12 protein-coding genes are annotated in these 13,014 nt (G+C 59.4%); all 12 read left to right on the top strand.

Features of this window, described 5'->3' with window-relative positions; all coding sequences use genetic code 11:
- Positions 1-116: 116 nt before the first annotated feature.
- The 12 genes from Q7T64_RS03350 (at position 117) to Q7T64_RS03295 (ending at position 12,983) form a co-directional block, all read left to right on the top strand.
- On the top strand, positions 117-1,316 hold the full coding sequence (locus tag Q7T64_RS03350; protein ID WP_304791136.1) for a hypothetical protein: 1,200 nt from the start codon (positions 117-119) through the stop codon (positions 1,314-1,316).
- Between the two features lie 68 nt (positions 1,317-1,384).
- On the top strand, positions 1,385-2,428 hold the full coding sequence (locus tag Q7T64_RS03345) for a hypothetical protein (protein ID WP_304791133.1): 1,044 nt from the start codon (positions 1,385-1,387) through the stop codon (positions 2,426-2,428).
- A 16-nt stretch (positions 2,429-2,444) separates the two neighbouring features.
- Positions 2,445-3,218, top strand: a complete 774-nt coding sequence (rfbF, locus tag Q7T64_RS03340; RefSeq protein ID WP_304791130.1) for a glucose-1-phosphate cytidylyltransferase — start codon at positions 2,445-2,447, stop codon at positions 3,216-3,218.
- A complete protein-coding gene (gene rfbG / locus Q7T64_RS03335) occupies positions 3,215-4,294 on the top strand; it encodes a CDP-glucose 4,6-dehydratase (protein ID WP_304791127.1) in 1,080 nt (359 codons plus the stop codon). Before rfbF ends, rfbG begins: the two co-directional genes overlap by 4 nt.
- Positions 4,294-5,616: a lipopolysaccharide biosynthesis protein RfbH gene (rfbH, locus tag Q7T64_RS03330; protein ID WP_304791124.1), complete on the top strand. Its 1,323-nt coding sequence runs from the start codon at positions 4,294-4,296 to the stop codon at positions 5,614-5,616. Before rfbG ends, rfbH begins: the two co-directional genes overlap by 1 nt.
- 9 nt (positions 5,617-5,625) lie before the next feature.
- Positions 5,626-6,450 (top strand): transketolase, encoded by an 825-nt coding sequence (locus Q7T64_RS03325; protein WP_304791120.1) that lies wholly within the window; start codon positions 5,626-5,628, stop codon positions 6,448-6,450.
- Positions 6,447-7,361 carry a transketolase family protein gene (locus tag Q7T64_RS03320; RefSeq protein ID WP_304791117.1) on the top strand — a complete coding sequence of 305 codons (915 nt, stop codon included), beginning with the start codon at positions 6,447-6,449 and terminating at the stop codon, positions 7,359-7,361. Before Q7T64_RS03325 ends, Q7T64_RS03320 begins: the two co-directional genes overlap by 4 nt.
- Positions 7,361-8,296: an NAD(P)-dependent oxidoreductase gene (locus Q7T64_RS03315; RefSeq protein WP_304791114.1), complete on the top strand. Its 936-nt coding sequence runs from the start codon at positions 7,361-7,363 to the stop codon at positions 8,294-8,296. Before Q7T64_RS03320 ends, Q7T64_RS03315 begins: the two co-directional genes overlap by 1 nt.
- 36 nt (positions 8,297-8,332) lie before the next feature.
- A complete protein-coding gene (locus Q7T64_RS03310; protein WP_304791110.1) occupies positions 8,333-9,382 on the top strand; it encodes a glycosyltransferase family 10 domain-containing protein in 1,050 nt (349 codons plus the stop codon).
- Positions 9,375-10,430 carry a glycosyltransferase family 2 protein gene (locus tag Q7T64_RS03305; RefSeq protein ID WP_304791107.1) on the top strand — a complete coding sequence of 352 codons (1,056 nt, stop codon included), beginning with the start codon at positions 9,375-9,377 and terminating at the stop codon, positions 10,428-10,430. The genes Q7T64_RS03310 and Q7T64_RS03305 overlap by 8 nt, the downstream gene beginning before the upstream one ends.
- Before the next feature lie 43 nt (positions 10,431-10,473).
- Entirely contained in the window at positions 10,474-11,565 is a 1,092-nt protein-coding gene (locus Q7T64_RS03300; protein ID WP_304791104.1) for a glycosyltransferase, read from the top strand.
- The gene (locus Q7T64_RS03295) at positions 11,562-12,983 is read left to right on the top strand and encodes a hypothetical protein (protein ID WP_304791101.1); all 1,422 of its coding nucleotides are present in this window, start codon (positions 11,562-11,564) and stop codon (positions 12,981-12,983) included. Before Q7T64_RS03300 ends, Q7T64_RS03295 begins: the two co-directional genes overlap by 4 nt.
- Positions 12,984-13,014: the final 31 nt, after the last annotated feature.

Genomic DNA, 13,014 nt, shown 5'->3' with positions numbered 1-13,014 from the left:
GGATCAGGTCTTGCTGGCCTGCCTGCAGCAGGACCTTGAGGGCTTCGAAGTCATCTATAACAACCATCGCGAAATGGCGGTCACTTTCGAGCGCCGCAGCCAGGCCCATCCCGACCATGCAAGCAGAAAATAAACTGGCCTTGCATGTCAGGGGATCATTCCTGAAGCATGCCAGCCAGCAAGACATCGTATTCATCATCGATACCATCAGCACCGCCTATGCGGTCGCCATCATGGCAAAAGGCCAGGCAATCCACTGCATTTACGAATGCAAGGAGATCACCTGGCGCAAGGCAGACTACGTGGCGCTGTTCGACTTCATCCTGTCGGACGTCAGCTTCCTGTCGAAAGTGGTGATCTCGGTTCCGCATCCCTACTTAAGTCCCAGCAAGACAACGGCCGGGCGGATTGTGCGACAGATGAAGTTTGCCAGGTCGATCAGGAAGCACACGCCGCTGGAACCGAACCGTACCTACGTGTCGTCCATCGTTTCATCGCTGCTGATCGGACATCGGCGTCGGGTGAAGGCGATCCTGGTCGATGAAGGCATGGGCTCAGTGGTCGCGAGGAACCGTTTTGCGTTCCGCGGGAATCGGCTTGCCGAACGCCTGAAGGTCGCGGTCGGCGACTGCTTGCTGAGTTTCCAGTTCCCCGTCAGCACGCCGCAGATCACCCTGACCAATGATCCTCATCCATCCGTGGTGGAAACCCTGGATTACCGGGATTTCGAGTCGACGGCCTTCGCCTCGTCCTTGGTCGGGCTCAAGGCGTTGATGGAAGACGGAAAATGCAATGTGCTGGCGTTGTTGAAAGGGCCATCCTCCAGCGCGGCAGGACACCACGATGAGGCGCACCAGTATGGCGACGCCTATACCGAGTTCAACCTGCGTGCAATCCTGGCCTACCTGGACCAGTTGCCGAAAGACCTTTCTCCGGTTTTTTTCCTGAAATCCCACCCCAGCCTTGGCAGCAGCAGTGGCAAGCTCACTGTGTTGATCGAGGCGCTGGAAAGCAGGGGCGTCCTGGCTTATGACGCCCTGAACCATATCGATTTTGCCGAGGCATCATCCCTTCCTGCGGAGGGCATGCTGCGCTACCTGCCCTTCGAACATGTGCTCGCACTCGATGCATCGAGCCTGCTCTGGAATGTTGCCTGGCATGGGGACGTCAAATGTTTCATACCCTTGAAGCATATCGTCGCATTTTCGGAAATCGAGGGCGGGATCCATACGGAGCTGTACCAACTGCAGGACCGGATCAACCAGCTGATGGGCAAGCATGTGAATTATTTTGATGTCGGAAGTGGCCCGATATGACGGCAAACGCAATCCCAGTCAACCTACGCTCGGCGTGCTTCGTCATCGATTGCCCGTTGAATGCCCTGATGGCATCCTTCCTTGGCAGGCAAAGCGAGGAGGTGCATGTCATTTATGCGCTCGACCCTGCCCGCAAGGATATCGAGGAATATCTGCGGGTATCCAAGATTCTGCTCGAGGGCCTGAACGTCGTCTCCGAAAACGTCATTGCGATTGATTCCGCCCGTTTCTGGGGTGGCGAGAAAAACGACTTGCTGGCTGCCGCCCGCCAGTCCCTGGCGCCGCTGGTAGAACGGCATGCCAGGGGAACCGTCTATTTCGGGAATTGCCTGACCAATCCGGTCGCCCTGGCCTTGAAGCGCTTTGCCAGGCTCAACCATCTGTACCATGCGCCGAGCGATTTCACGGGCTTGTTGTTCCCCCAACCAAATCCCTTGAAATCGCGCCTGAAGAATATGGTGAAACGGGCGCTCGGACTGGCCTTGTACCAGATAGAGACCGGCGACATCCCCATCCATTCGCTGCTGGACTTCGGCACCCGGAAGGATTTCCAGCATGTTGATTTCAATGATTTTTCGTCCGACGCTGTCGAGGCGGTCCTGGTCGCATTGCGCCGGGAGCTTGATGGAACGGGCAGGAATATCATGCTGTTATTGGCTGGCGAAGAGCCAGAGGCCGGGGACAATAACAAGCTGAACATCGCCAAGTACCTGCAGCCACATCTGCAGGCAGTGGAGCGGCTGATGCAGGAGCACGGGCTGCAGCAAGCCCGGCTCTGGCTCAAGGAGCACAAATCCTATATTCCGCTGACGGAGGAGGAACGCTCGCTGCTGGCAGAGGCATTCTCCCGATTGGGCTGTTCGGTGCGGTTTGTCGCCGATTACCTGCCGAAAGCCTATCGCTTGCTGCCGGGAGAGTGCATCCTGAAATATTGCCGCTATGATCACATCATTGCAGAACCGTCTTCGTTCCTGCTCAATGTAGCCGGCAGCATCGATGCGGTGGCCGCAGTCAGCCCATTTGCGCCTTACCGCAATGCTGACCAGATTGGCCGCAATAATGAATTCATGAAGATCAACGCGCTGCTGGCCACGCCATGCCGCGTTTACTAATTTACGGGCCGACAAGATGAAAGCAGTGATTCTGGCAGGCGGTCTGGGCACTCGAATCGCAGAAGAGTCGAGCACCAAGCCCAAGCCCATGGTGGAGGTGGGCGGGAAGCCGATCCTGTGGCATATCCTCAAGACCTATGCCGCGCATGGCGTGCACGATTTCGTGATCTGCTGTGGCTACAAGGGTTATGTGATCAAGGAATACTTTGCCAATTATTTCCTGCATATGTCGGATGTCACCTTCGATCTTGAAAAAAACCAGATGCAGGTGCACAACAACAGTTCCGAGCCATGGCGCGTGACGCTGGTGGACACGGGTGAAGCGACCATGACAGGGGGACGCCTGAAGCGCGTCAGGGCCCATCTCGGCGATGACGATGCCTTCTGTTTCACCTACGGCGATGGCGTCGGCGACGTCGATATCGGCGCATCGATTGCACACCACCGCCAGCACGGACTGCTCGCCACATTGACCGCAACGCAGCCGCCGGGCCGCTTCGGCACGGTTGAACTGGATGGCCATCATGTCCGCCAGTTCCAGGAGAAGCCGCATGGCGACGGCGCCTGGGTCAATGCCGGGTTTTTCGTGCTGTCACCCAAAGTCATTGATTACATCGACAACGACCAGACGATCTGGGAGCGCGGCCCGCTGGAGCGACTGGCACGGGAACAACAGCTCAGTGTCTGGCGCCATGAAGGCTTCTGGCAGCCGATGGACACCATGCGCGACAAGACGCACCTGGAAGAACTCTGGGCAAGCGGCAAGGCGCCGTGGAAGGTTTGGTCATGACACCTGGATTCTGGCGCGGCAAGCGTGTATTCATGACGGGACATACCGGCTTCAAGGGAAGCTGGATGTCACTGTGGTTGCAAAGCCTGGGCGCCGAACTGACCGGCTATGCGCTAAAGCCGCCAACCACGCCCAGTCTTTTCGAGCAGGCGCGCGTCGCCGAAGGCATGCGCTCGATCGATGGTGACATCCGCGAGCTCGATGCCCTCACCCGCGCCATGCAAGCGGCCAGGCCGGAAATCGTGATCCACATGGCGGCCCAGTCGCTGGTGCGTTACTCGTATGCGAATCCGGTCGAGACCTATGCGACCAATGTGATGGGTACGCTGCACTTGCTCGAAGCCGTGCGCGCCACGCCGGGGGTCAAGGCGGTGGTCATCGTCACGACCGACAAGTGCTATGAGAACCGCGAGTGGGTATGGGGATATCGCGAGAACGACCCGATGGGCGGCTATGACCCATACAGCAACAGCAAGGCTTGCGCGGAGCTGGTGAGTGCGGCCTACCGGTCTTCCTTCTTCAATGCCCGGGACTACGCCCGACACGGCGTGGCCGTGGCATCGGTTCGCGCCGGGAATGTGATCGGCGGCGGCGATTGGGCCCAGGACCGCCTGATTCCCGATATCCTGACGGCATTCGAGCAGGGCAAATCCGTGCTGATCCGCCACCCGGATGCCGTGCGGCCATGGCAGCATGTGCTGGAACCCTTGCGCGGCTATTTGCAATTGGCTGAAAAGCTGGTGCAACAGGGACCTGTCTATGCCGAGGGCTGGAATTTCGGACCCAATGGCGAAGATGCCCGGCCTGTGCGCTGGATTGTCGAACAAATGGCAAGCCGCTGGGGCGCAGACGCACGATGGCATCTGGAGCAAGGCGAACTGCCGCATGAAGCCGGCTACCTGAAGCTCGATATTTCCAAGGCGCGGCAAATGCTGGGCTGGCACCCGCGGCTCAAGCTGAACGATTCATTGAACATGATTGTCGACTGGGCGCGGCAGCGAGGTGCAGGATCGGATGTCCGATCGCTGACTGAGCAACAAATCGCAACTTATCAAACTATGACGCAAACTTCCTAATGCAGAACAAACAGACAAACGACATTCGCGCGCAGATCTCGCAACTCGTTGAGCAGTACGCCACGATCGCCCTCGCGCAGCAAGCGTTCGAGCCGGGAAGCACTGCGGTGCCGCCATCGGGCAAACTGCTTGGCGCCGAAGAGTTGAAGCTGATGGTGGAGTCCTCGCTCGACGGCTGGCTCACGGCCGGGCGCTTCAACGAGGAATTCGAACAGAAGCTGGCCAGGTTCCTCGGCGTAAAGCACCTGATCACGGTCAATTCCGGTTCATCTGCCAACCTGGTGGCCTTCAATACCCTGACCAGCCCCAAGCTCGGCGACCGTGCGATCAAGCCCGGCGATGAAGTCATCGGCGTCGCCGCCGGTTTCCCGACCACGGTCAACCCTATCCTCCAGTTTGGCGCGGTTCCGGTTTTCGTCGATGTCGAACTCGGCACCTACAATATCGATGCCAGCCAGATCGAAGCCGCCATCAGCCCCAAAACCAAGGCCATCATGCTGGCCCATACGCTGGGCAATCCCTACAACCTCGATGTGGTCACCGCCCTGTGCAAGAAGCATGGCCTGTGGCTGATCGAGGATTGCTGCGATGCGCTCGGGTCCACCTACAACGGCCGCATGGTGGGCGGATTCGGCGACATCGGCACCTTGAGCTTTTATCCGGCACACCACATCACGATGGGCGAAGGCGGCGCGGTGTTTACCAACAATGGCGAGCTGCGGCAGATCGCCGAGAGTTTCCGCGATTGGGGCCGGGACTGCTACTGCCCGCCCGGCAAGGACAACACCTGCGGGCGCCGCTTCTGCTGGAAGCTGGGGAATCTGCCGGAAGGGTACGACCACAAGTACACCTACTCGCACCTCGGCTACAACCTGAAAATCACCGACATGCAAGCCGCTTGCGGTGTGGCGCAACTGGCCAAGGCCGATTTTTTCATCCAGCGCCGGAAGGAAAACTTCAATTACCTCAAGAATCGCCTCGCCTCCTGCGAGGAATTCATGATCCTTCCCGAAGCGACCGCCGGCTCTGCGCCGTCCTGGTTCGGCTTTCCCATCACCTTGCGCGACAATTCACCGACCAGCCGGGGCGACCTGATCGGCTACCTTGATCAATGCAAGATCGGCACACGCCTGCTGTTTGCCGGCAACCTGACGCGCCAGCCGTACATGATCGGGCGCAACTTCCGGATCAGCGGTGAACTGACCAACACCGACGTGGTGATGCACAACACCTTCTGGATCGGCGTGCAACCAGCACTGAACGAGGAAATGCTGGACTATTCCGCGAGCCGGATCGAAGCCTTCCTCGGCGTTAACTTTTAAGACAGCTCCGTGACCACAGACCTTTCCCGATTTGACCCCCGCCAATTACGGCGCACCGTGCTCGAGATGGCGTTTGCCGGATCGACGGTGCATATCGGCTGCGCCTTTTCCATTGTCGAAATCCTGGCTGTCCTGTATCGCAGCCATTTGCGCTATCCGGGCAACGATCCCGAAGCGACGGGCCGCGACTACCTGGTGCTGAGCAAGGGGCATGGCGTGATGGCCCAATATGCCTGCATGCGGGAACTGGAATGGCTGGATGACAACGCGATCCGGAATTATTTTGCAGACGGCAGCCATCTCAAGGGGCTGTCCGATTCCCGCGTCCCCGGCCTGGAAGTAACTTCCGGCTCCCTCGGACATGGCTTCTCGGTCGGCGTCGGCATGGCATTGGCGGCCAAGCGGCTGGGCACCGACCAGAAAACCTTTGTCGTCGTCGGCGATGGCGAAATGAATGAAGGACCGATCTGGGAAGGCGCCCTGTTTGCCGCCCACCATCAACTGAAGAACTTCATGGTGATCGTGGATGAAAACGGTTTCCAGGCCATGGGCAGGACCCGCGATGTACTCGACCTGGATTCGCTGCAGCGCAAGCTGGAAGCCTTTGGTTTTGAAGCCGTGTCGGTGGATGGCCATGACCAGCACGCACTCGATGAAGCCATTGCAGCCCTGGGCCAGAGCGCAAAAACCGCGCCCAAGGCAATCATTGCCCGCACGGTCAAGGGCAAGGGCGTTGCTTTCATGGAGGACGACAACCGCTGGCATTACACGCGGCTGACTGACGACACCTATCGGCAAGCACTGGCATGCCTTGATCTGGAGCCCGCCAGGTGAGGGCCGCTTTTTCGAAAACCCTGGCCGATATCGCGCGTGCCGATCCACGGGTCGTGCTGCTGACCGGCGACCATGGTTATGCGCTGTTCGACGAGTTCCGCCGGGTCTGTCCGGACCAGTACATCAATGCCGGCATCGCAGAGCAGAACATGATCGGCGTTGCCGCCGGCATGGCGCGCGCCGGATTCCGGCCCTATGTCTACGGCCTCGCCGCCTTCGTGCCGATCAGGGTGCTGGAGCAAATCAAGATCGACCTTGCGCATGACAGCCTGCCGGTGGTCCTGATCGGTGACGGCGCCGGCATGGTCTACAGCCACCTGGGAACCAGCCACCAGGCGACCGAAGACATCGCCGTGACCAGGGCGCTGGCCAATCTGCAGGTCTACTCCCCGGCCGACCGCCACGAGCTGACCCGCTGCCTGGAATTGAGCGCCCAGGCCTCAACAACCATTTACCTGCGCATCGGCAAGGCAGACCGGGGCGATGTGCATGGCGCGCCAGTCACGGCCAATGTCGGCGACCTGCTGCCGGTGCGGCAGGGCGGCACAGACCTGGTGTTTCTCGCCACGGGCTCCATGGTGCGCACCGCCATCGACATCGCCGACCGCTTTTACCCGCAAGCCTCCGTGTGGAGCGCGCCGTTCATCAAACCGATCGACGCCGCCCGTGTCATCGACATTGCCCGCCAGGCGCAGACCGTCGTCTGCATGGAGGAGCACTCGGTCCACGCCGGCTTCGGCTCCCTGGTCTGCGAGCTGGTGGCCGAGCACGCACCCACCCGGGTGCTGCGCATTGGCGTGCAGGACCGCTATTCACAGCACTGTGGCACCTATGACTACCTGTTGCAGGAACATGGGCTGGATGCGCACGCCGTCACCGAACGGATCGGGCAATTCATGCAAAAGTCCTGATGAAGCGCATCGCCATCCTGGGCGCGTCGAGCCGCATTGCGGGAGACCTGATCCTGTGGCTCGCCCAGCAGCCTGGCACGGCGCTCCATCTGTTCGTGCGCAGGCCACAGCAGATGCTCGACTGGCTGCACCAGAATGGTATCGCCTGCCACGCCCAGGTCGGGTCCTATGCGCATTTTGGCGAGGGTGGCGAGTACTTCGCGTTGATCAATTTCGTCGGCGTCGGCGATCCGGCCAGGGCCTTGTCCATGGGCGCGGAAATCCTGGACCTGACGCATCGATTCGACAGTCTCGCGCTGGAGTATGTGCAGCGCCATCCGCGCTGCCGCTATCTGTTTACCAGCAGCGGCGCTGCCTATGGCAGTCGTTTCGAGTCGCCGGTGGACGAGGACAGCCAGGCCGCCTTTCCCATCAATGCGCTGGGAAGTGATGCTTGGTATGGCATGGCCAAGGCCCATGCCGAGTGCCGGCACCGGGCGCATGCCGGGCTGCCGATCATGGATATTCGCATTTTCAATTACATCAGCCGCACGCAGGACCTGTCGGCGCGCTTCCTGGTCACCGATGCCCTCCGCGCGATCCGCGACCGCACCATATTGCAGACGTCCGCTGCACGGACTGTGCGCGACTATCTTCATGCCAGCGATTTTTGCGCCCTGGTCGATGCCGTGCTGGCCGCGCCGCCGGCCAACGATGTGATCGACTGCTATAGCAAGGCGCCGATCGAGAAGACGGAATTGCTGCAAGCCTTGCAGGCCGCATTCGGGCTGCGCTATACGGTGTCGCCGGAGCAGGCGGGCGTCAACGCAACCGGACACAAGCCCTGTTACTACTCGCTCAATCGCCGTGCCAGCCGCTTTGGCTATGCGCCCGCGCTCAGCTCCCTGGATGGTGTCCTCGACGCCACCGCTGCATTGCTGGACGCCGGTGTTTAAGGCCGGCCGCAACCCAGCCACAATTCAAGAACCGTGATGAATCGCCCAAGCGACAATATTTTTATCGACCCCTCTTATCCTGTCTTCAACCAGGACAAGTTATTCGACTTGGGCGATCCCATGCTCAATCGCGATGACCAATTGCTGCCATTCCATCGCCTGCGGGAACATTTGCACGCGCTCGGCAAATCCGTCCATACGGCGGATTACCTGTTGTCGGGCGATGCCGATCCAGGCGCAACAAGCGCTTGTAGCTATTACTCGCTGGGCATCCTGGACAATTACCAGCGCATCGCCCGCGAAGGCCGGGCCAGGCTGAAGGCCTTCGTGATCATGGAGCCGCCGGTGGTCGCACCGCACCTGTACCAGGCCTTGCCGGCGCTCACGAATGCCTTCGAGCGGGTCTATGTGCACAATATCGATGGCGACTGCTATTCCCTGGCCGGGGTGCAGCAGGACAAACTCAGGCGGCTCTACTGGCCGCTGCCCCACGCCGAAGTGCTGGAGCCCTATTGGAGCCAGCGCGACCGGATGCAGCGCATCGTAGTGATCAACGGCAGCCACAAGCCGCGCTCGTTCCACAAGGAGCTGTACAGCAAGCGCATCGATGCGATGGCGGCGCTGGCGCCCACAGGCGCGGTAGACCTGTTCGGTCGTGGCTGGGAGCGCTGGTGGTCAGGCGAGGCGCGCTGGATGCCCTATTGGCGCAACCGTCGCACGCTGATGTCGATCTACCGGGGCGCTTGCGCGTCCAAGTTCGAAGTGCTGCAGCGCTATGCGTTTTGCCTGTGCTTCGAAAATATTGCAATGAACGGCTATATCACGGAAAAGTTGTTCGACTGCCTCTATGCCGGAACCATTCCGCTCTACCTGGGCGCCCCGGACATCCTTCGCTATGTCCCGCAGGATGTGTTCATCGACTGCAGGCAATATGCTTCCTGGGACGATATGTGGAACGAGGTCAGGCTGATCCCCATGGCACGTATCGAAGCGATGCGTGAAGCCGGCCGCCAGTTCCTGGGCAGTGAAGCCGCGCAGCCATTTTTCAATTCGCTATTACACCTGGGCTGGGAGGCGGATGAGTAAAGACGCCGACCCTGTGCCCCCGGTGTCGGCACCCCTGGTGTCGATCTGCATCCCCACCTACAACTCCGCGGCAACGCTGGCCGAAACGCTGGCGTCAATCATCGCGCAAACTTATTCGCGACTGGAAATACTGGTGGTCGACAACGCTTCTGCCGACAATACGCTGGAGGTAGCCCGGCGCTTTGACGACCCGCGCATCCGACTCCACGAGAATGCCGAGAACATCGGCGCCGAAGGCAATTTCAACCGTTGCATCGAGCTGGCCAGCGGCGAGTACACCGCGATCTTTCATGCCGATGACCTTTATCTGCCGCAGATGGTCGCCGAGCAGGTCGGCTTCCTGGAGCGCCATCCGGCGGTGGGCGGCGTGCTGACCGAGGCAGTGCTGATCGACGGCAGCGGCAGGCAAACGGGCGCCATCAGCCTTCCCGCTGAATTGAACCGGAAGGACGGCGCGGGAATCACCTTTCCGGAATTGTTCAGCGCCCTGCTGCGCCACTCGAATTTCCTGATTTGCCCCAGCGCCATGGTTCGCACCACGGTCTACCAGAACGTCATCAAGGGCTGGCGCGGTGACTTGTTCGGCTCATCAGCCGACCTTGATATCTGGCTCCGGATCGCCCGCCACTCCCGGCTGGGACTGTTGCCGGCGAAGCTGATGAAATACAGGATCAGCACTGCCCAATTCTCGTCGAAAGTTCGCTCCCAGACAGGAAGGGCTGATTTTTTCCGTGTCATGGACCACTATCTCCTGCAAGACGATGTGCGTGCCGCCATGACACCGGGCGACCTCGAGAACTATCAGCGGCTGGTCCGCCGCGACACCGTGATGCGCGCCGCCAACCTGTTCCTGACGGACCAGTTTCCTCAGTCGGCATCGCTGTTGAAGGACTTTTTCAGCCTCGACATGCTGCTCGCAGCAATGCGCGACAAAAGGAGCTTCGCCGTCTTGCTGCTGGGTTCCTATCTGAAGATTGCCAATTTGCCCGGGCTGCGCAGTTGCGGCCAGGCGCCGCTGCGGCAATTGAAGCAAGCGCTCGGGAAGTAGGACTTGTCTTCCATGCTCGCCATCGGTCCGTACCGGGAATAAAGTGCACGAAAAACTGTTTATTCACGCGACCAACGTCCACCAGGGTGGTGGACGGACATTGCTCGATGCGCTCCTGAAGCTATCGTTCAGGCAAGACACGACCGTGCTGCTGGACGAACGCATGCCGATACCGGAAGCCATGCCGTCGGGTACCCGGCTGATACGGACAAAAGCATCCCTTTTGGGTCGATTGCACGCCGAGCGTTTGCTCGCCACCCAGGCAAAGTCCGGCGATACGGTTCTTTGCTTCGGCAACCTGCCGCCCTTGTTCACGGTGGCCGGGCGGGTGATTGTATTTGTCCAGAACCGCTACTTGATCGATCAGGTTTCACTGGGCCAGTTTTCCTTCAAATCCCGGCTGCGGCTAAGCCTTGAGCGCACCTGGTTCAGGATGCGTGCAGCGAGTGTGGACGAGTATGTGGTGCAAACGCCCAGCATGAAGCAGGCCTTGGCGCACCATCTTGCGAACATCAAAACGAAGCCTGGACTGGAAATCAGGATACTGCCCTTCGTCAGTGGCGGTTCCCGACACTCGCGGGCGCATACGATTGCTGTCCACGAGACGCAAAAGCGCCATGACTTCGTGTATGTGGGCTCAGGCGAGCCCCATAAGAACCACCGCAACCTGATCAACGCATGGATACTGCTGGCGCAGGCAAACTGCTATCCATCACTGGCACTGACTGTCGATGCGGCCGCGTTCCCCGACTTGTGTAAATGGATTGATGAGCAGATCCGCATTCACCGGCTGCACATCGAGAACAAGGGTGCCTTGCACCAATCCGGGGTAACAGATCTTTACAGTTGTTCTGCCGCGCTGATTTACCCGTCAACATTGGAGTCTTTCGGTTTGCCGCTGATCGAGGCGCGAAACGCAGGGCTGGCGGTGCTGGCCGGCGAACTGGACTATGTCAGGGATATCCTGGATCCTGAAGAGAGCTTCGATCCGCAGTCTGCGGTCTCGATTGCCAGGGCTGTCAAACGATTCAGGCGCATGGAAGAACCGGCACTCAGCATTGTCGATGCAAGGATTTTCGTCGATTCGCTGGCACCCGGACCAGAATCCAACTCAACATCGGCTCCATTCAGATGATTAAAGCAGCAATCCTGTTGTTCATTGCAACGATCATCGGCCTTGCCTTTTTGGCAGGCTCGAATTATTCGGGCAGCTTGCCGGTCTACCTGCTGTTCACCCTGGTCGGCAATGCGCTACTTTTCAACGGCCTGCGCCGCCGCGCCCTTTTCTTCGATACCTTTATCGGACTATTCCTGTGGCTGGGATTCTGGCTGAAGTTCTCGGTCCGGACGGCCTTGGGCCAGGTAGCCTTCCTGGACGCCCTGGCGTTCGACCGGTCACCCGCCGCCTACGATCACGCCTTGATCGTTTCAAGTTGCGGCCTGGCGGCGCTGCTGATTGCGAGCCTGGTCAGGGAGCGCTTCTTTGCCTACCCGGAGCAAACGCCCTCGTGTAACCAGTCAGGTCTCTTCCTTCTGTACCAGAATTATCGCCGTACTTGCATCACCCTGTTCCTGGGGCTCGTCATCCTGGTTGCGGTCAGCAATGTCTGGCTGGGCGTCTACCAACGCGGCGTGGTGGCGCAAACAGTTCTTCCCTACGGGCTGAGCGGCGTGTACAAGTGGCTGCTTCAGTTCGGGCTGGCTTCCCTCTCGGCGCTGATCATTCGCTTCGAGATCGAGTTAAACCGCAACATCACCTTGTTGTCATTCGTGCCGGCACTCATGGAAGCCTTTTTCTCCAATGTGTCGCTGCTCAGTCGCGGCATGATCCTCAACGCGGCCGGCTTGGGATTTGGCGCGATCCGACAACTTTCGTCGATGAAAATTCGCCCAGGCTTGCTGCGGATAGGCGCAGTCGCCATCGCCTTCGCGGTGCTTTTTGTGGTTTCTGTATTGACTGTTAACTATTTGCGCGCAACGTCGTATGGCAATAGTCCCGGGATTGCAGTATCGCAATACGCTAAAACCGCAGTCGTCATCCAAGGTATGACTGTGCCGCTGTTCATCGACCGCTGGGTCGGGATCGAAGCCGTGGTGGCGGTCGCATCTTCCAAGGAACTTGGCTGGGACCTGTGGCGCGAAGCCTGGAACGAACGCTTCCAGGTCGGTGTGCTGACTATCTATGACCGGCGATTCATCGAATCACCCTACAAGGCGAATGCCGACAAGCCCGTTTTCCATTTCATCTCTTTGCCGGGGATCATCGCTTTCCTCTATTTCCCCGGCTCGCTGGCCTTTCTTTTCGCCGCACTCATGCTGTGCGGGTGGCTTGGCGCGGCACTTGAAATCGCGACCTATCGCTTCGCTGGACAAAATTGGATCCTATGCTCGCTTATCGCACAGGTAATTGCCTATCGTTTCGCACACTTCGGCTATGTACCAGCACAATCCTATCTGCTGTTCGGGACAGTGATATTGAACATCGTGCTGCTGTACGCGGCTGATCGAATTTTGCGGCGCTACTTCAGTGTCCCGGCCGTTATTGCCAGATGATGGGTTTGACACCACGGGGTACGGAGAAAGC

The sequence above is a fragment of the Lacisediminimonas sp. genome (genome assembly GCF_030645335.1).
In the GTDB taxonomy this organism is placed as follows: Bacteria; Pseudomonadota; Gammaproteobacteria; order Burkholderiales; family Burkholderiaceae_D; genus Lacisediminimonas.
This window is presented reverse-complemented; position numbering and strand designations above follow the sequence as displayed.

Bases quoted from the DNA above. Each gene is read 5' to 3' on its own strand.
- Q7T64_RS03305 (WP_304791107.1), top strand. From the start codon at position 9,375: ATGAGTAAAGACGCCGACCCTGTGCCCCCGGTGTCGGCACCCCTGGTG.
- Q7T64_RS03310 (WP_304791110.1), top strand. From the start codon at position 8,333: ATGAATCGCCCAAGCGACAATATTTTTATCGACCCCTCTTATCCTGTC.
- Q7T64_RS03350 (WP_304791136.1), top strand. From the start codon at position 117: ATGCAAGCAGAAAATAAACTGGCCTTGCATGTCAGGGGATCATTCCTG.
- Q7T64_RS03345 (WP_304791133.1), top strand. From the start codon at position 1,385: ATGGCATCCTTCCTTGGCAGGCAAAGCGAGGAGGTGCATGTCATTTAT.
- rfbH (WP_304791124.1), top strand. From the start codon at position 4,294: ATGCAGAACAAACAGACAAACGACATTCGCGCGCAGATCTCGCAACTC.
- rfbF (WP_304791130.1), top strand. From the start codon at position 2,445: ATGAAAGCAGTGATTCTGGCAGGCGGTCTGGGCACTCGAATCGCAGAA.
- Q7T64_RS03295 (WP_304791101.1), top strand. From the start codon at position 11,562: ATGATTAAAGCAGCAATCCTGTTGTTCATTGCAACGATCATCGGCCTT.
- Q7T64_RS03315 (WP_304791114.1), top strand. From the start codon at position 7,361: ATGAAGCGCATCGCCATCCTGGGCGCGTCGAGCCGCATTGCGGGAGAC.
- rfbG (WP_304791127.1), top strand. From the start codon at position 3,215: ATGACACCTGGATTCTGGCGCGGCAAGCGTGTATTCATGACGGGACAT.